This window comes from Streptomyces sp. NPDC002888, from assembly GCF_042888465.1.
Taxonomy (GTDB): domain Bacteria; phylum Actinomycetota; class Actinomycetes; order Streptomycetales; family Streptomycetaceae; genus Streptomyces.
Genome location: NZ_JBIAPU010000036.1, coordinates 25,758 through 50,120, shown reverse-complemented (window position 1 = coordinate 50,120; position 24,363 = coordinate 25,758). Strand labels below are relative to the sequence as shown.

The following is a 24,363-nucleotide window of genomic DNA, read 5'->3' as shown; positions in this document are numbered from 1 at the left end:
GCCCCCGGGCTCAGAGGCGGCAGGCGTGGATGGCCGTGGTCAGGATGGCCCGGGCGCCGATGTCGTACAGGTCGTCCATGATCCGCTGGGCCTCCTTGGCGGGGACCATCGCGCGGACGGCGACCCAGCCCTCGTTGTGCAGCGGGGAGACGGTCGGGGACTCCAGACCCGGGGTGAGCGCGACGGCCTTCTCCAACTGCTCGACGCGGCAGTCGTAGTCCATCATCACGTACGTCCGGGCGACCAGGACGCCCTGGAGGCGGCGCAGGAACTGCTGAACCTTCGGCTCAGCGGCCCCCTCCGTGTCCGCGCCGGTGCGGCGGATCACGACGGCCTCGGACTTCATGATGGGCTCGCCGAAGACCTCCAGGCCCGCGTTGCGCAGCGAGGTGCCGGTCTCCACGACGTCGGCGATGACCTCGGCGACACCGAGCTCTATGGCCGTCTCGACGGCGCCGTCGAGGTGGACGACGGAGGCGTCGATGCCCTGCTCGGCGAGGTGCCCCGCGACGATGCCCTCGTAGGAGGTCGCGACCGTCTTGCCCTTGAGGTCCGCGATGCCGTTCACCGAGCCCGGCTTGGTGGCGAAGCGGAAGGTGGAGCGGGCGAAGCCGAGCGGCAGGATCTCCTCGGCGTCGGCGCCGGAGTCGACGAGCAGGTCGCGACCGGTGATGCCGATGTCGAGCTGGCCGGAGGAGACGTAGATCGCGATGTCGCGGGGGCGGAGGTAGAAGAACTCGACGTCGTTCACCGGGTCGACGATGCGCAGTTCCTTGGACTCGCGGCGCTGCTGGTAGCCGGCCTCATGCAGCATCTCCGCCGCAGGGCCGGACAGGGAACCCTTGTTGGGGACGGCGATGCGCAGCATGAGGTCGGCTTCCTTTACGTGATGTTCGTGCGGGATGTCTTCAGGAACGGGGTTCTTACAGGTGGGCGTAGACGTCGTCGAGGGAGATCCCACGGGCGACCATCATCACCTGGACGTGGTACAGCAGCTGGGAGATCTCCTCGGCGGCCGCCTCCTTGCCCTCGTACTCGGCGGCCATCCAGACCTCGGCGGCCTCCTCGACGACCTTCTTGCCGATGGTATGAACGCCTTTGCCGACGAGTTCGGCGGTGCGGGAGGTGGCGGGATCGCCGTGGGCGGCCTTGTGCTGGAGCTCGGTGAAGAGCTCCTCGAACGTCTTCTTGGACATGGTGGCCCCACCCTACGCGTAGATGGACATCCCTCAGCGCCAGGGTTCAGATACTGAGCGGAGGGTGGCCGCGGTCGCCACCGCCGCCGTCACCGCCTCGTGCCCCTTGTCCTCGTTCGAGCCCTCGATGCCCGCGCGGTCCAGGGCCTGCTCCTCCGTGTCACAGGTCAGCACGCCGAAGCCGATGGGGACGCCGGTGTCGATGGAGACCTGGGTGAGGCCCTGGGTGACGCCCTGGCACACGTAGTCGAAGTGGGGGGTACCGCCCCGGATGACGACGCCGAGGGCGACGATCGCGTCGTAGCCGCGGCCCGCGAGGACCTTGGCGACCACCGGGAGCTCGAAGCTGCCGGGGACCCTGAGCAGGGTCGGCTCGTCGATCCCCAGCTCGTGCAGGGCGCGCAGGGCGCCGTTGACCAGACCGTCCATCACCTTCTCGTGCCACTGTGCCGCGATGACGGCGACCCGCAGGTCTCCGACGTTGCGTACGGACAGTTCCGGTGCACCCTTGCCGCTCACGTCTCTCCTCGTGCGTTTCTCACTGGTCCGGCTGGTCCGGCTGGTCTCACTGGCTGCCGCAGGCGGACACGGCGGGCGTGTCCAGCCAGGGCAGGTCGTGTCCCATCCGGTCGCGCTTGGTGCGCAGATAGCTGAGGTTGTGCTCGCCCGCCTGTACGGGCATCGGCTCGCGGCCGGTGATCTTGAGGCCGTGGCGGACGAGCGCGTCGGTCTTGTCGGGGTTGTTGGTCATCAGGCGCACGCCGCGCACGCCCAGGTCCTGAAGGATCTGCGCGCCTGCGCCGTAGTCCCGGGCGTCGGCGGGCAGGCCGAGTTCGAGGTTGGCGTCGAGGGTGTCGTGTCCGCGCTCCTGGAGCTCGTAGGCGCGCAGCTTGGACAGCAGGCCGATGCCGCGCCCTTCGTGTCCGCGCAGGTAGACGACCACGCCCCGGCCCTCGGCCTGGATGCGCTGCAGAGCGGTGTCGAGCTGGGGGCCGCAGTCGCAGCGGGCGGAGCCGAAGACGTCGCCGGTGAGGCATTCGGAGTGGACGCGGACGAGGACGTCCTCGCCGTCGCCGATCTCGCCGTGGACGAGGGCGACGTGCTCGACGCCGTCGACGGTGGAGCGGTAGCCGTACGCCGTGAACGTGCCGTGCACGGTGGGGAGGCGGACCTCGGCCTCACGGCGGACGGTGGGCTCGGCCGAGCGGCGGTAGGCGATCAGGTCCTCGATGGAGATGATCGTCAGGCCGTGCTTGCGGGCGAACGGGATCAGTTCGGGCAGGCGCAGCATCTGGCCGTCCTCGCCGGCGATCTCGACGATCGTGCCGACGGGGCGCAGGCCCGCGAGGCGGGCGAGGTCGACGGCGGCCTCGGTGTGGCCGTTGCGCACGAGCACACCGCCGGACCGGGCGCGCAGCGGGAAGATGTGGCCGGGGCGGACGAGGTCGTCGGGCTCGGCGGTGCCGCTCGCGAGGAGCTGGAGCGTGGTGGCGCGGTCGGAGGCGGAGATGCCGGTGGTCACGCCGTGCGCGGCGGAGGCGTCCACGGAGACGGTGAACGCGGTCTTCATCGACTCGGTGTTGTCCTCGACCATCTGCGGGAGCCGGAGCCGGTCGAGCTCCTCGCCCTCCATGGGGGCGCAGATCAGGCCGCGGCACTCGCTCATCATGAAGGCGACGATCTCGGGGGTGACCTTCTCGGCGGCCATGACGAGGTCGCCCTCGTTCTCGCGGTCCTCGTCGTCGACGACCACGACCGGGCGGCCGGCCGCGATGTCGGCGATGGCCTGCTCCACGGGGTCGAGCGTGAGGTCCTCGAAGCCGTCGGTGCTGTACAGAATGGGTGCCGCGCTCATGCCGGCGCTCCTTCCAGAGCGGGCTGCGGGCCCTTGCGGGAGCGCAGCCACCAGTCGCGCATGCCCCACAGGACGAGCGCGCCGTAGATGACGTAGACGAAGCCGGAGAAGGCGTAGCCGTTGGCGAAGTTCAGGGGGACGCCGACGAGGTCGACGAGGAGCCAGGCGAACCAGAACTCGACCATGCCGCGGGCCTGGGCGTACATGGCGACGATGGTGCCGACGAAGATGTAGGCGTCCGGCCAGGGGTCCCAGGACAGGCTCGGGTAGGCCTTGAAGAGGAGGGCCACCGCGACGGTGCCGACGGCGGCGGCACCGGCCATCGCTGCGCGCTCGCGCCAGGTGGCGAAGCGGGGAGTGATCTGGCCGTCCTCGGACCGGCCCTTGCTGCGGTTCCACTGCCACCAGCCGTACAGGGCGACGGCCATGACGACGACCTGCTTGCCGGCGCTGCCGGTCAGGTGGCCGTAGAAGGCGACGAAGAGGATGACGCCGGACAGGAACTGCACCGGCCAGGTCCACAGGGAGCGCCGCCAGCCGAGGGCGAGGGTGATCAGACCGAGGATGTTGCCGATCATGTCCGACCAGATGATGCGCTGGTCGAGGAGGGTGAAGGCCTCGGAGTTCAGCCAGTTCACTGGGCCGCCCCCTGGCCCGTCGTCGACGCGAGCAGACGCTCGACGTACTTGGCGACGATGTCCACCTCGAGGTTGACCGGGTCGCCCGGCTGCTTCACGCCGAGCGTGGTCAGGTCGAGGGTGGTGGGGATGAGGCTGACGGTGAAGTGGTCGGCGCCGGCCTCCACGACGGTGAGGCTGATGCCGTCGACCGTGATGGAGCCCTTCTCGACCACGTACCGGGAGAGGTCGGCGGGGAGCGAGATCTTCACGAGCTCCCAGTGCTCGGACGGGGTGCGCTCGAGGACGTACCCGGTGCCGTCGACATGGCCCTGGACGATGTGTCCGCCGAGGCGGGCGCCGACGGCCGTGGGGCGTTCGAGGTTGACCCGGGAGCCGACGGCGAGGGCGCCGAGGCTGGAGCGCTTGAGGGTCTCCGCCATGACGTCGGCGGTGAACTCGTCGCCCTCGTGCTCGACGACCGTGAGACAGACTCCGTTCACGGCGATGGAGTCGCCGTGCTTCGCACCGTCGGTGACGACGGGGCCGCGCAGCCGGAAGCGGGCGGCGTCGCCGAGGTTCTCGACGGCGGTGATCTCACCCAGCTCTTCGACGATTCCGGTGAACACTTCCCGGGTCCTCCTGCCTCTTCGGGCACGGACTCCGGGGCTGTCGATGACGACAGAATGTACGAACCGGCACCGGGGCGTCGCCGGACAGACTCGTCCATATGGACGAGCACAGACGGCGGCGCGCACGAATGCCCGCCCGCCGCGCACTGCCTCCCATCCGGACTTTAACCGTCGGTCCAGGAATTTCACCTGGTCAACCGATCGCTGGAAGCGACCGGGTCGCGGACTGTAACCGCCGGTTCGGACTTTCACCGACCCCGGAGTGCGCTGCTTCTGGTACACGGCCAGTCTGCCACGCCTGATCGCCGTCCATACGGGCGAACGATGTGGGGTGGCTCACAGAACGTGTCGCTGGACTTCCTGAGCGTGGCACCGCGCACGGCTATTGACCTATTGGTCTAGTCCTTTCTACGCTCGAGGTGTGACGGCCCGGCGGTGGTGACGACGGCCCTTGCCCGCCGCCGGGTCTCCGGTGCCGTTCTGGCAGGGTGAAGGGATGACGACCGCGAGCGCCGAGGAGTTCGAGAGCCACCGGTCCCGCCTGTTCGGCCTGGCGTACCGGATGCTGGGCTCCGCCGACGAGGCCGAGGACACCGTCCAGGACGCGTATCTGCGGTTCAGCGGCGCCGACCGCTCAGGCGTCGAGAACCTCGCGGCCTGGCTCGCGAAGGTCGTCACCAACCTCTGTCTCACCCGGCTGACCTCCGCCCGGGCCCGGCGCGAGCAGTACGTCGGGGCCTGGCTGCCGGAGCCGGTGCTCACCTCCGACGGCACGCTCGGCCCCCTGGAGTCCGCCGAGCGGCGCGACGCCGTGTCGATGGCGGTCCTGGTGCTGCTGGAGCGGCTGACGCCGACCGAGCGGGCGGTGTACGTGCTGCGCGAGGCGTTCGGGTACGGCCACCGGGAGATCGCCGGGGTGCTGGACGTCTCCGAGGCCAACTCCCGCCAGCTGTACGGGCGGGCGGTGCGCCGGGTGGCCGCGCCGGAGAGCCGCTTCGCACCCACCCCGGAGCGGCAGGAGGAGCTCGTCACGTCCTTCATCACCGCGGCGCGGGGCGGCGATCTGGCCGGTCTCGAGAAGCTGCTCGCGGCCGACGCCATCTGGTGGGGCGACGGCGGCGGCAAGGTCACCGCGACCCGGCGTCCGATCGAGGGGCGCGAGAAGGTGGTGCGGTTCCTGGCGGGCGGCGCGCAGAAGTTCGCCGCCGGCCTGGACTTCAGGGTGGTCGAGGTCAACGGTGCGAGCGGGCTGGCGGCATGGGCGGACGAGACCCTGGTCGGCGTGCTGGCGTTCGAGTACCGGGACGGGCTGATCGCACGGATGCGAGCCGTCGTCAACCCTGACAAGCTGGACTTCCTACGGCGTCAGCTCAGGCGGCCGTAGCGGCCCTGTCACATTCCGCGGGCCTGTCCGGTCTCAGCTGACGAGGGGCGTTCCACACGGGATCGCCCGATGTTCGAAAGGGACCGAGGACCATGACCACGATCCTGGTGACCGGCGGCACCGGAACGCTCGGCCGGCTCGTCACCGAGCGGCTGCGCGCGGACGGGCACGAGGTGCGGGTGCTCAGCCGTCACACCCAGCCGTACGCCGTGGACCTGCGCGAGGGCGGGAGCGGTCTTGACGCGGCCGTCAAGGGGGTGGACACGATCGTCCACTGCGCGAGCACGCCCCGCGGCGGTGACGAGCGGGCGGCGGCCAACCTGGTCACGGCGGCGCGGCGGGGGGAGGTGGGCCACCTGGTCTACATCTCGATCGTCGGCGTCGACCGGGTGCCGTTCGGCTACTACCGCACCAAGCTCACCGTGGAGCGGCTGATCGAGGAGTCGGGGCTGGGGTGGACGGTCCTGCGGACGACCCAGTTCCACGATCTGCTCGTCCAGCTGTTCCAGGGGCTGGCCAAGTCACCGGTGATGCCGCTGCCGGCCGGCGTCCGGGACCAGCCGATCGAGGTGCGGGAGGTCGCGGCGCGCCTCGCGGAACTGGCGACGGGCGCACCGGTGGGGCGGGCCGAGGACATGGGCGGGCCCGAGGTGCGGACGCTCAAGTCCCTGGCGCAGGCCCACCTCACGGCGACCGCCCGGCGCAGGGCGGTGGCGAGCGTGCCCCTGTGGGGGGCGGCGTACCGGGGCTTTCGGGAGGGCGGCCATCTGACGCCGGAACGGGCGGTGGGGAAGGGGACGTTCGAGGAGTACTTGGAGCGGCGGTTCGGGCGGGGGTGAGGGCGGGGGCTGCTCGGGTGCCTGCGGGACGGGTGGCGCGGGCGCGGGACGGCTACCGTTGCGGCGGTGCGAACAGCTCTTCCTGCGCCGCCTCCCGTGCCGTCAGCAGAGCCCCGCGCAGTACCGCGCCGCCGCCCAGGACACTGGGGCGCACCTCCGTGACCAGGGGCGACATCCGGCGGACCTTCTCCTCGACCCGGGCGGCGAGCAGCTCTCCCCCGGCCTGGCCGATCTCACCGCCGAGCACCACGCATCCGGGGTCGAGGACCGCGACGACGGAGGCGACGCCGATGGCGAGCCGACCGGCGAGGACGTCGAGGAAGCGGTCAGCGGCCTCGGGATCCGGCACCGGATCGGCGTCGACGTCGGACTCACCCCCCACAGCCGCCGCAGCTTCCACAGCCGCAACAGCCCCCCGCACCACCCCCGCCCCAACCGGCCCGCTCCCCGCATCGGCCCCTGCCCCTGTGCCCGCGCCGACCAGCCCACTCCCCGCGCCCGCGCCGACCAGCCCACTCCCCGTACCCGCACCCACGCCCGTCCCCTCCACCCACACCCCGGACCGCCCCGCCAACTCCCCGATCGCCCCCGAGCCCGCCAGCGAGTAGAAGCCCCCCTCGCAGTCCGTCGCCGACGGGAGCCCTGCCGTCCCCGGTACCGGCAGGAACCCGATCTCACCGGTGCCGCCGGACGCGCCCCGCCTCAACCGGCCGTCGAGGACGACCGCCGCACCCGTGCCGTGGCCCAGCCAGAGGAGGACGAAGGTGTCGCGGTCGCGGGCGGCGCCCTCGCGCTGCTCCGCCAGTGCCGCGAGGTTGGTCTCGTTCTCGACGATGACGCGGGCCTGCGGGAGCCGTTCCTGGAGGGCGGCCACCAGGCGGCGGTGCCAGGCGGGCAGCCCCGGGGAGTCGCGGAGTTCACCGCTGGCGGGGTCGATGAGGCCGGGCGCTCCGAGGCCGACGGTGTGCAGCCGGTCGGCCCCCGCCTCCTTCACCGCACGCTCGACCAGTGTCACCGCCTGCTCCACGGCCGGCCCCGTCTTCGCGTCGTCACCGATCGGCACCGACGCCTCGGCGAGCACCCGGCCCAGCAGGTCGGACACGGTCACGGAGACGCCCTCGGTCCGCACGTCCAGGGCCGCCAGATGAGCCCGGTCGGCGACGATGCCGTACAGCTTCGCGTTCGGCCCCCGTCGCTGCTCCCCCGCCTCCCCGACCACCGCGATCAGACCGGCGGCGGTGAGGCGCTCGACGAGGTCGGCGACCGTCGGCCGGGACAGGCCGGTCAGCTGCTTCAACTGCCCTGCCGTCAGCGGGCCTTCCTGCTGCAGCAGCCGCAGGGCGAGCCGGTCGTTGATGGCCCGGGCGGTGCTCGGGGATGCGGGCATGCCGGGAATCCTCCCAGATCGGCGGCGCGGTACGACTCCGCGCCCGATGCGCACCCGACGCCTATCTATCAGGCAGGGTTCCTGATAATTTACCCCAGGCCGACGTCGGAGAGCGGGGCGGACACATACCGGGAGGGGCTGGAGAATGAGTGCAGTGGTCTACGAGCAACGTGAGGTGAGGCGCGCCCGGTACGCCGTGGCCGCCGTGTTCGCCGTGCACGGAGCCGTCACCGGGTCGTTCGCGACCCGCGTGCCGTGGATCCAGGACCACGCCTCGGTGAGCGCGGGCCAGTTGGGCCTCGCCCTCGCCTTCCCCGCGCTCGGCGCGTCCGTGGCGATGCCGCTCGCGGGCAGCATCAGCCACCGTTTCGGCGCCCGCAACGCCCTGCGCGGACTGATCGCCTCATGGACCCTGGCGCTGCTGCTGCCGTCCCTCGCTCCGAACCTGCTCACGCTCTGTCTGGCCCTGTTCGTCTACGGGGCGACGGCCGGTATGGCGGACGTGGCGATGAACGCGCTCGGCGTCGAGGTCGAGAACCGTCTGGGCCGGTCGATCATGTCCGGTCTGCACGGCATGTGGAGCGCGGGCGCCCTGATCGGCTCGGCGGCGGGCACCCTCGCCGCGCACCTGGGTTCCGACGCCCGGCTGCACCACGCCCTGGCGGCCGCCGTGCTGACCGTCCTCGGCGTGGCCGCGTGCTCGTGGGTGCTGGACCTGCAACCGGCCGAGGACGAGGAGCCGCCGCCCCGGTTCGCCCTGCCGCCCAAATCGGCGCTGCTCATCGGCGCCGTCGGCTTCTGCGCGGTGTTCGCGGAGGGCGCGAGCCTGGACTGGTCCGCTGTGTATCTCCGCGACCAGTTGGAGGCGTCCGCCGGTCTCGCCGCCGCCTGCACGACGGGCTTCACGCTCACCATGGCGATCGCCCGGCTCGCCGGTGACAGGGTGGTGGACCGGTACGGCTCGGTGCGCACGGTCCGGGTGAGCGGTGTCCTGGCGGCCCTCGGCGGTCTGCTGATCGTCGTGGCGGACCACCCGGCCGCCGCCATGGGCGGGTTCGCGCTGATGGGACTCGGCATCGCCGTCGTCGTGCCGCTGTGCTTCGCCGCGGCCGGGCGCAGCGGGTCCAGCCCCAGCCTGGCCATCGCGGGCGTGGCGACGATCACGTACACCTCGGGGCTGATCGCGCCGAGTGCGATCGGCACGCTGGCGCAGGTGACCAGCCTGGTGGTGTCGTTCGGTCTGGTGACGGTGCTGGCCTGCGGGCTCGCGGTGTTCGCGGGCGTGCTGCGCAGCGGCGACCGGGACCGTCCGAAGATCAGCCGTCCGAGCGCGGAAGTGTCCGACCCGCGGCCCTGAACTTCTCGCTCCACGACGCGGCCGGCTCGGCGCGGGCACCCTGGGCGGAGGCTCGCCTTCCCCTTCCCCTGAGAATGGTGAACCGCAAGCCCGAACGCACGACGAAAGCGACACCCACCATGGATCTTGGCGTCCGCTGGAAACTGCACGGCGACGGACGCACTCCGGCCCCCGGAGCCGTGGTCCGCCCCGACGAACGGCTCTCCTGGCCCCGCACGGTCGGGCTCGGCGCCCAGCACGTGGTGGCCATGTTCGGCGCGTCGTTCGTGGCCCCCGTCCTGATGGGCCTGGACCCGAACCTCGCGATCATGATGTCCGGCGTCGCGACCGTGATCTTCCTGCTCGCGACCCGCGGCCGGGTGCCGAGCTACCTGGGCTGTTCGCTCTCCTTCGTCGGCGTCGCGGCGGTGATCCGCGCCCAGGGCGGGACGAGCGCCACCGTGACCGGCGCCGTCCTCGTCGTCGGCGTCGCGCTGTTCCTGGTCGGTGTCGCCGTGCAGCGCTTCGGGGCGCGGATCATCCACGCCGCGATGCCGCCGATCGTCACCGGCGCGGTCGTGATGCTGATCGGCTTCAACCTGGCGCCGGTGACGGCCTCCACGTACTGGCCGCAGGACCAGTGGACCGCCCTGCTGGTCATGCTGTTCACCGGTCTGGCGGTGGTCTGCCTGCGCGGCTTCTGGTCCCGCGTCGCGATCTTCCTCGGCCTGGTGTTCGGATACGGCATCTCCTGGGCGTTCGACCGGATCTTCGGCCGGATCCACTCGGCGGACGGCAGCGGCAAGGTCACCGACCACTGGCGGCTCGACCTCTCCGGTGTGGGCCACGCCGACTGGATCGGCCTGCCCTCCTTCCACGGGCCGTCCTTCGAGTGGTCCGCGATCCTGGTCGCCCTCCCCGTCGTCATCGCACTGGTCGCGGAGAACGCCGGGCACGTCAAGGCGGTCGGCGAGATGACCGGCGATCAGCTCGACGACAAGCTCGGTACGGCAATCTCGGCCGACGGCATCGGCTCCGTGCTGTCCACCGCGGTCGGCGGCCCGCCCAACACGACGTACTCCGAGAACATCGGCGTGATGGCCGCGACCCGCGTCTACTCGACGGCCGCGTACTGGGCCGCCGCCGGCTTCGCCCTGCTCTTCGGCGTCTGCCCCAAGTTCGGCGCGGTCGTGGCCGCGATCCCGGGCGGTGTCCTCGGCGGCATCACCGTCATCCTCTACGGCATGATCGGCCTGCTCGGCGCCCAGATCTGGATCAACGCCGAGGTGGACCTGCGCAATCCGCTGAACCTGGTGCCGGCCGCGGCGGGCGTCATCATCGGCGTCGGCGACGTCACCATGAAGTTCACCGACACCTTCTCCCTCAGCGGCATCGCGCTGGGCACCGTGGTCGTCATCACCGGCTACCACGCCCTGCGCGCCTTCGCCCCGGCCCACCTCAAGACGCAGGAGCCGCTGCTCGACGAGGGCACCAGCTCCTACGACGACGAGGCCCCGCGCGCCAAGTCGTAGGCGTAGGACGGCGAGAAGGCGCCCGGCGTGCCCTTGCAGCCGTCCGACTCCCCCGGCAGCTTCACCCACAGATAGGCGTCGATCCGTGCCTGGCCGGTGTTCAGCGTGGGCGCCTGGCCGATCTTCCGCCCGGCAGGGTCGCACCACTGGCCGTCGGTCGGCGCGCCGTTGCCGTTGCGGCTGGTGTCGATGACGGCACCGAGGCTCGCGGGGCCGCCGAGGGCGTCGAGGACCTGTCGGTCGTAGGCGATCTCGTCGGCCGTGCGGTGGAAGTTGGAGACGTTGCTGAAGATGCCGTCGGAGGCGTCGGGCGAGGCGGCGCCGGCCTGCTTCAGCCGGGCCGCCTGCTGCGCGGGCGCGTTCCAGCCGGAGTGGCCGGCGTCGTAGTAGACCCGCGCCTTCGGGTCGGCGGCCTTCAGGACGCGGCCGGCGCGGGCCAGCGAGGCGAACCGGTCGGCGCGTTGGCCGGCCGCGAGGCACTCGGACTGGGCGACGGAGTCGGGCTCCAGGATGACGACGACCTCGCCGGAGCCCAGCCCGGCGGCGAAGGCGTCGATCCAGCGGTCGTAGGCATCCAGGTCCGGTGCCCCGCCCTGGGAGGCCCCGCCGCAGTCACGGCCCGGGATCGTGTACGCGACGACGACGGGCACCCGGTCCTGTCCCGAGCCGGCCGCGGTGACCGCGCGGACCCGCGCGGTCACGGTCGACGGCGAGAACTCGGCGAACCACACCGCCGCGGGCTGGTCGGCGATACGGGACTTGATGACCTCCTGGCGGGGGTCGTACGGGTTGGCGCCGACCCAGTCGAGGACCTGGGAGGCGGGGTGGCGGTACAGCCGCGCGGCCACGGCGGCACTCCCCCGCTGCGCCCGGGTCGGGGTGGGCGAGGGCGTGGTGCTCGCCCACCCCTTCAGGAGCGAACGTGAGGCAGAAGGCGAAGGAGAGACGGTCGGCGAGCCGGACGCCGACGGCACCACGTGGAACGACTCCGGCCGCGTGGAGCGGGTCGCCGTCGCCTCCGGCGCGGCCTGGTCGGACCCGCCCCCGTCGCCGAGCGCGGCCAGCGTCCCGGTCACGGTGGCGACCGCGATCACGACCGACGCCGCCGCGACCATCGCGCCGCGCCGCACGGCACGCCTGCGTTCGGCTCTGCGTGCGGCAAGACGCTGGGCACGTAAGCCTGACACGGTGGTGCTCCCCCTCCCCCACGACGGGCGCGTTCCCCCGTTCTGGGGAAGCGTCGGGCCCGCCGGCACCCGGATCAGCGTAGGGCTGCGACCCTGCCGTCATGCCGCAATCGGAACAGTTCACCAAATCCGTGGACTCGGTCGACGCCGTCGTGTCCCGCATGCGCGCCCTGGCCGCCGCCCTGCCCGAGCGGGACGGGATCGCGGTCTTCAACCGCGTCTACCTCACCGTCACCGAGGAGGTCGACCGGCACATCGACGCGGGCCGCTTCGCCGGCCCCCGGGCCGCGATCACGCTGGACGTACGGTTCGCGGAGCGGTACCTCGCGGCCGTCGACGCGGTGATGAACGAGCGTCGCCCACCGGCCTGTTGGCGGCCCCTGTTCCAGTTCCGCCGCCATCCCGGAGTACGCCCCCTTCAGTTCGCGCTGGCGGGCATCAACGCGCACATCGGGCACGACCTGGCGCTCGCCGTCGTGGACGCCTGTCGTACGTTGGACTGCGAACCCGCCGACCTGGAGGACGAGTTCGACCGCGTGGGTGATCTCCTCGTCTCGCTGGAGGAGCGCATCCGCGAAGATCTGATGCCGGGCCCCGACCTCCTCCAGATCGCCGACCCGCTGACCCATCTGCTCGGCGCGTGGAGCCTGGAGCGCGCCCGGGACGCCACCTGGTCGGCGGCGCGTGCGCTGTGGGCGCTGCGCCGACTGCCCGACCTCGCCGAGGACTTCACCGAACGACTCGACGCGGCGGTCGGCTTCGCGGGGCGCATGCTGCTCACTCCCCTGCCCGACTGATCCGCCCGCCGGGTGGCCGGTTCCGGCGCATGACCGTCCGAACCACTGGATGAAAGTTGTACGTTCGACACGGACGGACCATCTGTCGAAGGAGCGGTGGGCATGGCGACCAGGCTGGGACTCGGTCTTCCTCAGAACAAGCAGTACGACCTCGGACGCGATGTGCCCGACGTGGCGCGTGCCGCCGAGCGCATCGGCTACGAGAGTCTCTGGGTGTACGAGCGGGCCCTGTTCCCCGAGCCCGCCACGCAGGGCCTGTACGGCATCGAGGGCCTGCCCTGGCCGGACGCCTACCGCGGTGTGGCCGACCCCCTGGTCACCCTCACCCTCGCCGCCGCGGCCACCGAGCGGGCCCGGCTGGGCACGAGCGTCCTGGTCGCCCCGCTGCACGTGCCGTTCCAACTCGCCAAGGCCCTGGCGACCCTGGACGCGGCGAGCGGCGGCCGGGTGGTCGCGGGCCTCGGCACCGGCTGGTCGCTCGACGAGTACGCGGCCGCCTCCGTACGGCCCTTCGAGGAGCGCGGCCAGGCCCTGGACGAGCTGATCGAGGTGTGCCGCGCCGTCTGGGGACCCGACCCGGTGTCCTACGACGGGCAGGTCACGAAGATCGCGTCGGCCGTCGTCGGGCCGAAGCCCGCCCGGCCGATCCCGGTCCTGCTGGCGGCGAGCTCGCCCAGGGCCCAGCGCCGGCTGGTCGACGACGCCGACGGCTGGATGCCGGTGGGCATGGGCGCCGAGGCGCTCGCCAAGCAGTGGAAGAGGCTCCAGGAACTGGCCGCCGAGCGTGGCCGCACGGAGCCGATCCAGACGGTCCTGCGCACCAACCCGCACTACCTGGCCGGAGGCTACGACGGCCCCGACCGTCAGCCGTTCCAGGGCAGCGTCGACCAGATCGTCGAGGACCTGGCCGCGCACGCCGAGGTCGGCCTCGACGAGATCCTCGTCGATCTCCAGGGCAGCACCCGCGACGCCCAGGAGCTCAAGGACATCGCCACCGAGGTGTACGAGAAGGCACGCGCGGCCGGGATCTGAGGCCTGGCCGGCGGGCAGGTCCTAGTCTTCGGGCAGCTCGACGGGAGCGATCTCGTCGTACGCGTCGCCCGGGCCCGGGTTGGTCGCGTCGGTCGTGCCGCCGAGGTGGTGCATGACGCCCCAGACCGCGTTCAGCGCGGTCTGGATCGCGCCCTCGGCCCAGCCCGCCGTCCAGGAGATGTCGTCGCCGGCGAGGAAGATGCCCCGCTTGTCCTCGGGCAGCCGGTCCTGCATGAAGTGGGTGAACAGGCGCCGCTGGTAGCGGTAGTGGCCGGGCAGGTTGGCCTTGAACGCACCCATGAAGTAGGGCTCGTTCTCCCAGGACACCGTCACCGGGTTACCGATGACGTGCTTCCTGATGTCGACCTTCGGGTAGATCTCGCCGAGCGACTTCAGCATGACCTCCATCCGCTCGTTCGCGGACAGCGGCAGCCACTTCAGGCTGTCGTCGCACCAGGTGTAGGAGAGGCAGATGACGGCCGGCTTGTCGGGACCGTCGTCGAGGAGGTAGGTCCCGCGCGTCATCCGGTCGGTGAGCGTCATCGACATGACGTCACGCCCGGTTTCCTCGTCCTTGTCGAGCCAGAACGGCCGGTCGACCGGGACGAAGAGCTTGGAGGACTCCATGTAGTGGGTGCGCTCGATCGCCGTCCAGTGGTCGATCGGGAAGAGCGAGTCGTCGCAGGCGATCTTCGACAGCAGCATCCAGGACTGGGCGGTGAAGATCGCCGCCTGGTAGGTGCGGATGTCGCCGTTCGCGTCCGTCACCGTGATCCGGTTGCCGGTGGTGCGGTGCAGCCGGGTGACGGCCGGGCGCGGCTCGCCGCCCTCGTGCAGGCTCGCGAGCGAGGTGCCGTACGCCCAGTGCGTGATCTTCTCCGGCTCACGTTCCCACAGACGCAGCGGGAGCTGCTGGGAGCCGCCGACGATGCCGCGGTGGTGGTCGTCCGCCTCGGTGTAGACGACCCGGAGGATCTCCAGGATGGAGTTGGGGAAGTCGGTGTCCCAGCCGCCCGTGCCGAAGCCGACCTGGCCGAAGATCTCTCGGTGGCGGAAGGACCTGAAGGCCTCGGAGTCGCAGAGGAAGCCGTAGAAGGTCTGGTTGTCGAGCTTCTCGACGAGCCTGGACCAGATCGCGCGGATGCGCGGCACGTCCCGTTCGCGCAGGGCGCGGTTCATGTCGGAGAAGTCGGCGCCCTCGTCGAGGCACCGGTTCCAGGCTTCGGCGACGTCACGGTAGACCTGCGGGAGGTCGTCGATCGTCTCGGCGTAGTGCGACTCGCCCTTGAGGTCGACGACCGTGGAAGGGGTCGTCTCCGCGAGGGGGTTGGGGAACGGGCGGGTCTCCAGTCCCACCAGGTCGATGTAGTGCTGGAGCGCCGTGGAGGACGGCGGGAAGCGCATCGCGCCCATCTCGGCGGTCAGCGACGGGTCGCAGCCGTCGAAGCCGACGGTCCGCAGCCGGCCGCCGATCCGGTCGGCCTCGTAGACGACGGGCTTCAGGCCCATCTTCATCAGCTCGTAGGCGGCCACGATGCCGGACAGGCCGCCGCCGATGACCGCGACCTCGGTGCCGTGCTCGGTCGCCGGTATCTGGCCGAGCCCCGCCGGGTGGGCGAGGAAGTCGTCGTACGCGTACGGGAAGTCCGGGCCGAACATGGTGATCGGCGGCTGCTGCTCGTCTGCGTGCTCGACGGCGTTGGGCACCGTGGACGTCATGGGGTACGGACTCCTTGCGCGAAGAGAACTCGGGGGATAGCTCAGGAGGGTCAGACCAGGGACCCGTAGAGGCCGGGGCGGCGGTCCTTCAGATAGGGGTTCGCCTCGCGGGAGGCGGCCAGGAAGGCGGGGTCGGCGTCGGCGAACACCAGCTCCTCGCCTCGTCCGGCGCGGGCGCGGGCGACTCCGTCGGGGCCGGCCAGCGTGGAGAGCCCGACGAACTCGAACTCCCCCTCCGTGCCGACCCGGTTGACGTAGGCGACGTACATCTGGTTCTCGAAGGCGCGCACCGGGATCATCGACTCGGCGACGAACTGGAAGGGGTGCATCTGCGCCGTCGGCACCACCAGGAGGTCCGTGCCGGCGAGGGCGTGGGCGCGGACGTTCTCCGGGAACTCGACGTCGTAGCAGATCATCAGGCCGACGGTGAGGCCGTCCAGCTCGGCCTGGACGACCGGCTGGTCGCCCGGGACGAAGTGGTCGCGTTCGAAGCAGCCGAAGAGGTGGGTCTTGCGGTAGTTCGCGAGCCGGGTTCCGTCGGCGGAGATGAGCTGGGCGGAGTTGAAGACCACGTCGGAGGAGCGTTCCGGGTACCCGTACGCGACGGCCAGCCCGTGCCGGGAGGCGATGTCGGCGACCGCGTCCGCGGAGTCGCCGTCGGCGGGCTCGGCGAGGCGGGCGGTGTCGTCGCCGATCGCGTATCCCGTGAGGAACATCTCCGGCGCGACGAGCAGCCCGGCTCCCGCTGCGGCGGCGCGGCCCGCGGCCCCGTCGAGGACCTTGAGGTTCTCGACGACCGAGCCGGGACGGCCGGAGCTCTGGAGCAGGGCGGTGCGCATGCGTGTCCTCACCGGGGCGGAAGGGTGGTTGTGGGGGCCACGTAGACGGTACGGGCGGCGGGCTCGGGCGGACAAGAAGGAGCCGTTGCGCGCCGGTGAGCGGATCGTTGCGTCAGCGGGCGCCCCAACGGCGATTCGTTGCGCACCACCCACGGGAGCCGCCCCGCATGCCTCGCCCCCGCAGCGCGCCCTGGCCGGAAAACCCCATGCAGAACCCCTATTCGGTTGACAGGCTGGGATCATGAACGCTCAGGACTGGATCACCACCCCCGTCACCGCCGACCTCCTGCGCGGCGCACTCGACCTGGAGCGCACCGAGCACGGAGTGCTGCCGCACCGGCTGCCCGCCCGGGCCCGTGCCCAGTACTTCGACGGGCAGTTGGCCACGGCCGAGGCCCAGCCCTCGGGCGTACGGCTGGCGTTCCGTACCCGGGCGACCGCCGTCGAACTGGACACACTCCGAACCAAGTTGGCCTACGAGGGCGCCCCGGCCCGCCCGGACGGCGTGTACGACCTGCTCGTCGACGGCCGTCTCACCGCCCAGGCGAACGCGACGGGCGGCAACGTCCTCCTGGTGGACATGACCAACGGGTCCGCCACGACACAGCCCGGCCCGGTCGGCACCGTCCGTTTCCCCGGGCTGCCGGAGGGCGAGAAGGACGTGGAGATCTGGCTGCCGTACAACGAGGTCACCCAGCTCGTCGCCCTGCGCACCGACGCCCCGGTCGAGCCCGCGTCGGACAGCGGCCGCAAGGTGTGGCTGCACCACGGCAGTTCGATCAGTCACGGCTCGAACGCCGCGAGCCCCACCACGATCTGGCCCGCGCTGGCCGCCTCACTAGGCGGTGTGGAACTGACCAACCTGGGTTTCAGCGGCAGCGCGCTGCTCGACCCGTTCACCGCCCGCGCCATCCGTGACACCCCGGCGGACCTGATCAGCATCAAGATCGGCATCAACCTGGTCAACCTCGACGTGATGCGCCTGCGGGCGTTCACCCCGGCGGTGCACGGCTTCCTCGACACCATCCGCGAGGGGCACCCCACCACGCCGTTGCTGGTCGTCTCGCCGATCTACTGCGCCATCCAGGAGGACACACCCGGCCCCGCGGCCCCGGACTTCAGCAATCTCAGCGAAGGCGTGTTGCAGTTCGTGGCCATGGGCGATCCCGCGGAGCGCGCCGCCGGGAAGCTGACCCTCAACGTCATCCGGGACGAACTCGCCCGCATCGTGAAGCAGCGCGCGGTGGACGACCAGAACCTCCACCACCTCGACGGCCGTGACCTCTACGGCGAGGCGGACTTCGTCGAGCTGCCGCTGCCCGATCAGCTCCACCCGGACGCCGCCACGCACCGCCGCATCGGCGAACGCTTCGCCGCGCTGGCCTTCGGCCCGGGCGGAGCGTTCAGCGCCTGAGACGCGTTCGCCGTCCGGTGAGCCTTCTGGCGAGCCCTCCGGTGAGCCCTCCGGCGGCGATCACCAACGCCGTCACCACGTACGGCACCGCGAACAGTGCGAACGCGGTGCCGTGCGTGAGGGTCGTCGAGGCGAGCGCTCCATAGCCGCCGTACACCGCGAGCGTGGCCAGCTCGGTGCCCAGGCCCGCGACGGAGGTGAGCGTCGCCCGGCCGCCGCCCTCGATGCGCTGCTGGAGCCGGGCGTCGGCCAGCACGGTCGCCAGCTGGAAGCCGCCGAAGGCGAGGGCGACGAGACCGATGCCGGCCGGAGTGCGCGCCGCCGCTCCCGTGGCCAGGGCCAGCGCGGAGCCCGTGAGCAGCAGGGCGAGGCCCCCTCGGCCCAGGCGTTCGGCGGTGCCGGCGAGCAGGCTCCCGGCCGTCGCCCCCACCCAGATCACCACGAGCAGATAGGGGACCGTCCCGTCCGGGACGCCGGTGTCCAGGACCAGCAGCGGGGTGTACTCGTCGAGGGCGCCCCACACGGCGGTGACGGCGGGGACGAGCAGCAGGGCTCCGCGCAGGGACCGGTCGCGGCGGGCCTCGGCGAGTCCACTGCGCAGCGTCGCCGCCCAGCCGTCACCGTCCTCGGCCGCCACCGCGGACCGGTGTTCGGGGAACCGGGTCGCCGTCAGCGCGGCGAGCAGGCAGGCCAGCACACTCGCCGCACCCACGGCCGGGTAGCCGCCCACCGCGAAGACCGGCCCGGCGAGTGCCGTCGCCGACATCACGCCCACCTGACCGGCGGCGCGGGCCCGGCCCATGACGCGCGCGTACCGGTCGGCGGCGCCGAGCCGCTCCAGTTCCTCGTAGACCAGCGCCTCCAGGGCCCCGGAGCCGAGCGCTCCTTGAGCGCCCCACAGGACGAAGCCGGCGGCGAAGGCCCAGTACGACGGGGTGAGCACCCACAGCGCGAAGCCGACGGCGGTCAGCAGCGGACCCAGCCACAGCAACAGCCGACGGGACACGGCGTCGGCCAAGGCACCGGAGGGGACCTCCAGCACCATGCCCGCGACCGACCACAGGGCGAAGAGGGAGGAGATCTGCCAGACCGACAGGCCGGTGTCGGTGAAGAGCAGCGCGTACACCGGGTAGAGCAGGACGAAGTCGTCGAGGAAGGCGTACGCGTACAGCGTCCCGGTCAGTCGCCGGACGCCGGCGGGGCGTGTCGAGGATCAATGTCGCCAGGTCATGACCCCGAGCGTAGACCCGAACTCCCCCGGGCCACCAGCGCTTTACGTGGGCGGCCCGACTTCACGTGGGCGGCCCGACCCCTTCACGTGGGCGGCCCGACCCCTTCACGTGGGCGAACCGGACCGCTCTACGTCGGCGAGCCCGAAGAGAACCGGCGCAGCAGGGGCGACAGCACCAGCACGGACTTCGTCCGCTCCACGAACGGCTCCCCGGCGATCCGCTCCAGGACCCGCTCGAAGTGGCGCATGTCCGAGGCGAAGACCTGGGCGACGGCGTCCGCCTCACCCGTGACGGTGGACGCGGCCACGACCTCCTGGTAGCGCTCCAGGCCCCGCTGGATGGTCTCCGGCGAGGTGTTGCGCCGGCAGTAGATCTCGACGAACCCCTCCGTCTCCCAGCCGAGGGCCGCCGGATCGACCCGTACGGTGAATCCGGTGATGGCTCCGGTGGCGCGCAGCCTGTCCACGCGCCGCTTCACGGCGGGCGCGGACAGGCCGATGAGCTGCCCGATGTCCGCGTAGGAGCGGCGGGCGTCCTCGGCGAGGGCGTGCACGATGCGTTCGTCGAGATCGTTCAGCACTGCGGGTGGTTCACTTCGCTTCTGGTGTGGCAAGGCGGGAGCGGCGATGGCCGTACAGGAAGTAGAACACGAGCCCGACGGCCATCCAGACTCCGAAGACGACCCAGGTGACGGCCGACAGGCTGCCCATCATCCAGACGCAGAACGCGAAGCCCAGCGCGGGCAGCACCGGCGACAGCGGCACGCGGAAGGTGCGGTCCATGTCCGGGCGGGTCCGGCGCAGCACCACGACGGCCACGTTGACCAGCGCGAAGGCGAACAGCGTGCCGATGCTGGTGGCGTCGGCGAGCTGGCCGAGCGGGATCGCCGCGGCCAGGACACCGCAGAACAGGGAGACGATCAGGGTGTTGGCGCGGGGCGTGCCCGACTTCGGGTGGACCTTGGCGAACACCTTGGGCACGAGCCCGTCCCGGGACATCGCGAAGAGGATGCGGGTCTGGCCGTAGAGCACGGTCAGGACGACGCTGGCGATGGCGACGACGGCGCAGAACGCCAGCAGCGTGCCCCAGAAGGCCTGCCCGGTGACCTCGCGCATGATCTGGGCGAGCGCGGCCTCGGAGTCGGTGAACCCCTGCCAGGGCTTGGCGCCGACGGCGACGGCGGCGACGAGGACGTACAGCGCGGTCACGATGACGAGGGAGAGCATGATCGCGCGCGGCAGGTCGCGCTGGGCGTTCTTCGCCTCCTCGCCGGCCGTGGAGGCGGCGTCGAAGCCGATGTACGAGAAGAACAGCGTCGCGCCGGCCGCGCTGACTCCCCCCATGCCGAGCGGCATGAAGTTCTCGTAGTTGCCGGAGCGGAAGCCCTGGACGCCGATCGCGCAGAACAGCACCAGGGCGGCGATCTTCACGACCACCATGACCGTGTTGGCGCGGGCTGACTCGCGGGCGCCGCCGAGCAGGAACGCCATCGCGAGCAGGACGACGATCAGCGCGGGCAGGTTGAAGACGCCGCCGTCGCCGGGCGGGGCGGACAGAGCGGCGGGGAGGGTGACGCCGATGGTCCCGTCGAGCAGTTCGTTGAGGTACTCGCCCCAGCCGACGGCGACGGCGGCCACCGACACGCCGTACTCCAGGACCAGACACCAGCCGCACACCCAGGCGATCAGCTCGCCCATCGTTGCGTACGCATACGAGTAGGAGGACCCGGAGACGGGGATCGTACCGGCCAGTTCGGCGTAGGAGAGGGCGGAGAAGAGGGCGGTGAGGCCGGCGATCACGAAGGACAGCGTGATGGCGGGGCCGGCCTTCGGCACCGCCTCGCCGAGCACCACGAAGATGCCCGTACCGAGGGTGGCGCCGATGCTGATCATGGTGAGCTGCCACAGCCCGAGGGAGCGCCGCAGGGACCCTCCGTCGCCCTGGCCGCCCTCCGCGACCAGGTGTTCCACGGGCTTGCGACGCATCAGGCGCGCACCGAGGCCCGGGGGCGGGGGCGCTGTCTGGGCGGGGTCCTTCGGGGGTGCGCCTTGGTCGAGCACGCGCTGACTCCTTCGTCGCTGCCGGTGCGGGCGACGGGAACCGGCGGCACCCCCGCGAGAGCGGGAACCCACCGAGCGGGGTCCCCGCCACGCTACGTACAGCGCAGCAGCCTATGAGCAGGCCATTGCCGTTGTAATGCAGCAACCTTGCGCGCCTCCGCAAGATCATTGCGTTCATGGGAGGCGGGGCGTTCGTTCGTTGCGCAAGGGCTTTCGAACGTCAGGGGCGGCTCGGCGTCAGATCCAGCTGTCGTGCAGCGGCTTGCCCTCCGCGTAGCCGGCCGCGCTCTGGATGCCGACGATGGCCTTCTCGGCGAACTCCTCGAGGGAGGCCGCGCCGGCGTAGGTGCAGGAGGAGCGGACGCCCGCGATGATCGAGTCGATCAGGTCCTCGACGCCGGGGCGGGCCGGGTCGAGGAACATGCGGGAGGTGGAGATGCCCTCCTCGAAGAGCGCCTTGCGGGCCCGGTCGTACGCCGACTCCTCGGAGGTACGGTTGCGCACCGCGCGTGCGGACGCCATGCCGAAGGACTCCTTGTAGAGCCGCCCGTTCGCGTCCTGCTGGAGGTCGCCCGGCGACTCGTAGGTGCCCGCGAACCAGGACCCGACCATCACGTTGGAGGCACCGGCGGCGAGCGCCATCGCCACGTCGCGCGGGTGGCGGACACCGCCGTCGGCCCACACGTGCTTGCCGTACTTGCGGGCCTCGGCCGCGCACTCCAGTACGGCGGAGAACTGCGGCCGGCCGACGCCGGTCATCATGCGGGTGGTGCACATCGCGCCCGGTCCGACCCCGACCTTGATGATGTCGGCGCCCGCCTCGACCAGGTCCTTCACGCCCTCCGCGGAGACGATGTTGCCCGCGACGACCGGCACCCCCGGATCGAGGTCGCGCACCAGCTTGACGGCGCTGATCATCGACTCCTGGTGGCCGTGCGCGGTGTCGATGACGAGCGTGTCGACCCCTGCGGCGAGCAGCTCCTCGGCCTTGCCCGCGACGTCGCCGTTGATGCCGACGGCGGCGGCGACGCGCAGACGGCCGTCCGCGTCGGCGGCGGGGGTGTAGAGCGTGGCGCGCAGGGCGCCCCTGCGGGTGAGGATGCCGGCGAGGCGGCCCTCCTGGTCCACGGCGGGGGCGTAGCGGCGGTTGGCGTGGTCCAGCCGGTTGAACGCCTCGCGCGGGTCGATGTCGGCGTCGAGGAGCAGCAAGTCCTTGGACATGACCACTTCGAGCTGGGTGAAGCGGTCGACGCCACTGAGGTCCTGGTCGGTGACGACACCGACGGGCCGCCGGTTCTCGTCCACGACGACACCCGCGTTGTGCGCGCGCTTGGGCAGCAGGGCCAGGGCGTCGGCGACGGTCTGGTGCGGGGCCAGCACGATCGGGGTGTCGAGGACGAGGTGGCGGCTCTTCACCCAGGAGACCACGTCCGTGACGACGTCGTTCGGGATGTCCTGCGGTATGACGACGAGGCCACCGCGCCGCGCCACCGTCTCGGCCATACGGCGGCCCGCGATGGCGGTCATGTTGGCGACGACCAGCGGGATCGTGGTGCCCGTGCCGTCCGGGGAGCTGAGGTCCACGCCCTGCCGCGAACCGACCGCGCTGCGACTCGGCACCATGAAGACGTCGTCGTACGTCAGGTCGTACGCGGGCTGGATGTCATTGAGGAAACGCACGTGCTGCACATCCCAGTCGATCAGAGGTGGCCCCCGGACAGGTCAGCCAGGGGGAAGAGCACGTACTTCATTGTCCCATGTCGACTGGTATGCGGTCCCCGGGCACATCATCCAAGCAGGTCAGAGGCTCTCTGGGAGGAACCTCCAAGGGCCAGCACCACCCGGAGCGCGGGCGTCCGGTCCACCGCCTCGGCGAACACGTCCTGAGCGGTCTCCCATTCCTGCGGCCGCGCCGTCGCGTACGGCCGCCAGTTCCGTACGACGACCAGCAGTCCCCGCTCGACGGATCCCTCGGGCCAGACGGCGTGGTCGCCGAGGCTGTCGGCCAGCGCGTCCCAGTTGCGGCCGAACCAGTCGGGCAGGTCCAGGGCGTGGGCGCAGCGGTCCATCAGGCCCGCCTTGTCCGTGACCCCGTCGAGGTCGAGCGTGACCGTCACCCTGGCCATCCAGGCACGTCCCTCACTGTCGATGAACCCGTCAATGAACCTGTCGATGAAAGAGGGGGCGACCGCGGCCGCCCCCTCATGACACTCCGTCAGACCCCGTCCGGGTCCGTCCGGTTGAGCGTCGGCTTCGGCGTCGACCCCTGCGTCATCAGATAGTCCGCGGCCGACGTGTCCGTCACCAGGCTGGTGACGAGCCCGGAGCGCAGCACCGCGTCGATCGCGGCCGCCTTGCGCTGCCCGCCCGCGATCGCGACGACCTCGGGGATACGGCGGAGCTGGTCGGCCTTGACCGTGATGCAGCGCTCGCCCAGGTCCCGTCCCACCCGTCGGCCCTCGCTGTCGAAGAGGTGCGCGGACATCTCGGCGGCGACGCCGAGCGAGGCGTAGTGGGCCCGCTCCTCGTCGCTGAGCATGTCGTGCACCGTGGAGATGCCGGGCTCCCAGGAGCCGATGGAGACGCAGGCGACCGTGACCTTGTCGAAGTACTCGAAGGCCCGGGCGATCCCGGTCTGGTGGCGCAGCGCGGCCGCGGTGGCCGCGTCCGGCAGCAGCATCGGAGCGTAGATGGGGTGGGCGTCGCCGCCCGACACCTGCGCGGCGCGGCGGACGGCCTCGACCGAGCCGCGCTCGGCGGTCCCGGCGTCGTACACGCCCGTCAGCTGCACCACCGTGCACGGTGGAAGACGGTCGAGGGCGGCGGCCATGTGGATGGTGGACCGGCCCCAGGCCAGCCCGAGCACATCGCCCTCGTTGACGAGTTCGCCGAGCAGGTCGGCAGCCACCTCACCCAGGTTCTCGGGGTCGGGAGACTCCTCGACATCGGCCGGGGACTCGACCACGACGGCGTGCCTGAGGCCGTACCGGGCGCGCAGCGCGTCGGAGCGCTCGGCGTCCAGTTCGGCCGGCACGCGGATCTCGATACGCACGAGATCCCGTTCGAGGGCCGTCTCCAGGACCCGGGCCACCTTGAAGCGGCTGACGCCGAACTCCTCCGCGATCTGGATCTTGGACTTGCCCTCAAGGTAGAAGCGGCGGGCCATGGCCGCCGCCTGCACCAGCTCAGCGGGTCCCATCCGCATGGCTGACCGGCCCGCCGACATACCCGACACGGCGATCTCCTCACTGCTGTTCACACTCTGGATTCGCCGTTCATCCTTGCAGATCCGGCGTAGTTGATCC

The 24,363-nt window shown here is 71.5% G+C and carries 23 protein-coding genes and 1 riboswitch; of the genes, 7 read left to right on the top strand and 16 right to left on the bottom strand.

Annotated features, from left to right (window positions below; translation table 11 throughout):
- Positions 1 to 10: 10 nt before the first annotated feature.
- From hisG to ACFYWX_RS40785, 6 genes are read right to left on the bottom strand one after another with little or no spacing between them, the layout of a single operon-like run.
- On the bottom strand, positions 11 to 868 hold the full coding sequence (hisG, locus tag ACFYWX_RS40810) for an ATP phosphoribosyltransferase (protein WP_389430195.1): 858 nt from the start codon (positions 866 to 868) through the stop codon (positions 11 to 13).
- Positions 869 to 923: 55 nt separating this feature from the next.
- Complete coding sequence (locus ACFYWX_RS40805) at positions 924 to 1,196, bottom strand: phosphoribosyl-ATP diphosphatase (protein ID WP_030221505.1); 273 nt, start codon at positions 1,194 to 1,196, stop codon at positions 924 to 926.
- 33 nt (positions 1,197 to 1,229) lie between these two features.
- On the bottom strand, positions 1,230 to 1,715 hold the full coding sequence (gene ribH, locus ACFYWX_RS40800) for a 6,7-dimethyl-8-ribityllumazine synthase (RefSeq protein ID WP_389430194.1): 486 nt from the start codon (positions 1,713 to 1,715) through the stop codon (positions 1,230 to 1,232).
- 46 nt (positions 1,716 to 1,761) lie between these two features.
- A complete protein-coding gene (locus ACFYWX_RS40795) occupies positions 1,762 to 3,051 on the bottom strand; it encodes a bifunctional 3,4-dihydroxy-2-butanone-4-phosphate synthase/GTP cyclohydrolase II (RefSeq protein WP_389430193.1) in 1,290 nt (429 codons plus the stop codon).
- Positions 3,048 to 3,689 carry a nicotinamide riboside transporter PnuC gene (pnuC, locus tag ACFYWX_RS40790; RefSeq protein ID WP_389430192.1) on the bottom strand — a complete coding sequence of 214 codons (642 nt, stop codon included), beginning with the start codon at positions 3,687 to 3,689 and terminating at the stop codon, positions 3,048 to 3,050. The genes ACFYWX_RS40795 and pnuC overlap by 4 nt, the downstream gene beginning before the upstream one ends.
- Entirely contained in the window at positions 3,686 to 4,297 is a 612-nt protein-coding gene (locus ACFYWX_RS40785; RefSeq protein WP_389430191.1) for a riboflavin synthase, read from the bottom strand. The genes pnuC and ACFYWX_RS40785 overlap by 4 nt, the downstream gene beginning before the upstream one ends.
- Before the next feature lie 142 nt (positions 4,298 to 4,439).
- Positions 4,440 to 4,570: riboswitch (FMN riboswitch) on the bottom strand.
- Between the two features lie 226 nt (positions 4,571 to 4,796).
- On the opposite strand from ACFYWX_RS40785, the gene ACFYWX_RS40780 reads away from it, so the two are divergent.
- Positions 4,797 to 5,684 carry an RNA polymerase sigma-70 factor gene (locus ACFYWX_RS40780; RefSeq protein ID WP_389430189.1) on the top strand — a complete coding sequence of 296 codons (888 nt, stop codon included), beginning with the start codon at positions 4,797 to 4,799 and terminating at the stop codon, positions 5,682 to 5,684.
- A gap of 92 nt (positions 5,685 to 5,776) precedes the next feature.
- Positions 5,777 to 6,523 (top strand): SDR family oxidoreductase, encoded by a 747-nt coding sequence (locus ACFYWX_RS40775; protein WP_389430188.1) that lies wholly within the window; start codon positions 5,777 to 5,779, stop codon positions 6,521 to 6,523.
- Between the two features lie 52 nt (positions 6,524 to 6,575).
- Here ACFYWX_RS40775 and ACFYWX_RS40770 read toward each other — a convergent pair whose 3' ends face one another.
- The gene (locus ACFYWX_RS40770) at positions 6,576 to 7,910 is read right to left on the bottom strand and encodes an ROK family transcriptional regulator (protein ID WP_389430186.1); all 1,335 of its coding nucleotides are present in this window, start codon (positions 7,908 to 7,910) and stop codon (positions 6,576 to 6,578) included.
- A gap of 145 nt (positions 7,911 to 8,055) precedes the next feature.
- On the opposite strand from ACFYWX_RS40770, the gene ACFYWX_RS40765 reads away from it, so the two are divergent.
- Together ACFYWX_RS40765 and ACFYWX_RS40760 are read left to right on the top strand one after the other, a co-directional pair.
- Positions 8,056 to 9,267, top strand: a complete 1,212-nt coding sequence (locus tag ACFYWX_RS40765; RefSeq protein ID WP_389430185.1) for an MFS transporter — start codon at positions 8,056 to 8,058, stop codon at positions 9,265 to 9,267.
- Positions 9,268 to 9,386: 119 nt separating this feature from the next.
- The gene (locus tag ACFYWX_RS40760; RefSeq protein ID WP_389430261.1) at positions 9,387 to 10,778 is read left to right on the top strand and encodes a uracil-xanthine permease family protein; all 1,392 of its coding nucleotides are present in this window, start codon (positions 9,387 to 9,389) and stop codon (positions 10,776 to 10,778) included.
- Here ACFYWX_RS40760 and ACFYWX_RS40755 read toward each other — a convergent pair.
- A complete protein-coding gene (locus tag ACFYWX_RS40755; RefSeq protein WP_389430260.1) occupies positions 10,745 to 11,893 on the bottom strand; it encodes a glycoside hydrolase family 6 protein in 1,149 nt (382 codons plus the stop codon). The two genes, ACFYWX_RS40760 and ACFYWX_RS40755, sit on opposite strands and share 34 nt — an antisense overlap.
- Before the next feature lie 173 nt (positions 11,894 to 12,066).
- Here ACFYWX_RS40755 and ACFYWX_RS40750 point away from each other — a divergent pair, with 173 nt between their 5' ends.
- Together ACFYWX_RS40750 and ACFYWX_RS40745 are read left to right on the top strand one after the other, a co-directional pair.
- Positions 12,067 to 12,762 (top strand): DUF5995 family protein, encoded by a 696-nt coding sequence (locus tag ACFYWX_RS40750; RefSeq protein ID WP_389430183.1) that lies wholly within the window; start codon positions 12,067 to 12,069, stop codon positions 12,760 to 12,762.
- Between the two features lie 102 nt (positions 12,763 to 12,864).
- Positions 12,865 to 13,794, top strand: coding sequence for an LLM class F420-dependent oxidoreductase (locus tag ACFYWX_RS40745; RefSeq protein WP_389430182.1), 930 nt, complete (start codon positions 12,865 to 12,867; stop codon positions 13,792 to 13,794).
- 21 nt (positions 13,795 to 13,815) lie between these two features.
- Here ACFYWX_RS40745 and ACFYWX_RS40740 read toward each other — a convergent pair whose 3' ends face one another.
- Together ACFYWX_RS40740 and ACFYWX_RS40735 are read right to left on the bottom strand one after the other, a co-directional pair.
- A complete protein-coding gene (locus ACFYWX_RS40740) occupies positions 13,816 to 15,513 on the bottom strand; it encodes a flavin monoamine oxidase family protein (RefSeq protein WP_389430180.1) in 1,698 nt (565 codons plus the stop codon).
- A 50-nt stretch (positions 15,514 to 15,563) separates the two neighbouring features.
- The gene (locus ACFYWX_RS40735) at positions 15,564 to 16,352 is read right to left on the bottom strand and encodes a carbon-nitrogen hydrolase family protein (protein WP_389430179.1); all 789 of its coding nucleotides are present in this window, start codon (positions 16,350 to 16,352) and stop codon (positions 15,564 to 15,566) included.
- Positions 16,353 to 16,593: 241 nt separating this feature from the next.
- Here ACFYWX_RS40735 and ACFYWX_RS40730 point away from each other — a divergent pair, with 241 nt between their 5' ends.
- Positions 16,594 to 17,766 (top strand): GDSL-type esterase/lipase family protein, encoded by a 1,173-nt coding sequence (locus tag ACFYWX_RS40730; RefSeq protein WP_389430178.1) that lies wholly within the window; start codon positions 16,594 to 16,596, stop codon positions 17,764 to 17,766.
- Here ACFYWX_RS40730 and ACFYWX_RS40725 read toward each other — a convergent pair.
- The 6 genes from ACFYWX_RS40725 to ACFYWX_RS40700 form a co-directional block, all read right to left on the bottom strand.
- A complete protein-coding gene (locus ACFYWX_RS40725) occupies positions 17,756 to 18,949 on the bottom strand; it encodes an MFS transporter (protein ID WP_389430259.1) in 1,194 nt (397 codons plus the stop codon). The genes ACFYWX_RS40730 and ACFYWX_RS40725 overlap by 11 nt on opposite strands.
- 176 nt (positions 18,950 to 19,125) lie before the next feature.
- A complete protein-coding gene (locus tag ACFYWX_RS40720; protein WP_389430177.1) occupies positions 19,126 to 19,578 on the bottom strand; it encodes an Lrp/AsnC family transcriptional regulator in 453 nt (150 codons plus the stop codon).
- A gap of 10 nt (positions 19,579 to 19,588) precedes the next feature.
- Entirely contained in the window at positions 19,589 to 21,058 is a 1,470-nt protein-coding gene (locus tag ACFYWX_RS40715; protein ID WP_389430176.1) for an amino acid permease, read from the bottom strand.
- A 237-nt stretch (positions 21,059 to 21,295) separates the two neighbouring features.
- Positions 21,296 to 22,738: a GuaB1 family IMP dehydrogenase-related protein gene (locus tag ACFYWX_RS40710; RefSeq protein WP_389430175.1), complete on the bottom strand. Its 1,443-nt coding sequence runs from the start codon at positions 22,736 to 22,738 to the stop codon at positions 21,296 to 21,298.
- Positions 22,739 to 22,845: 107 nt separating this feature from the next.
- Complete coding sequence (locus tag ACFYWX_RS40705; RefSeq protein WP_389430174.1) at positions 22,846 to 23,184, bottom strand: barstar family protein; 339 nt, start codon at positions 23,182 to 23,184, stop codon at positions 22,846 to 22,848.
- 89 nt (positions 23,185 to 23,273) lie between these two features.
- A complete protein-coding gene (locus ACFYWX_RS40700) occupies positions 23,274 to 24,317 on the bottom strand; it encodes a sugar-binding transcriptional regulator (RefSeq protein WP_389430173.1) in 1,044 nt (347 codons plus the stop codon).
- Positions 24,318 to 24,363 lie beyond the last annotated feature (46 nt).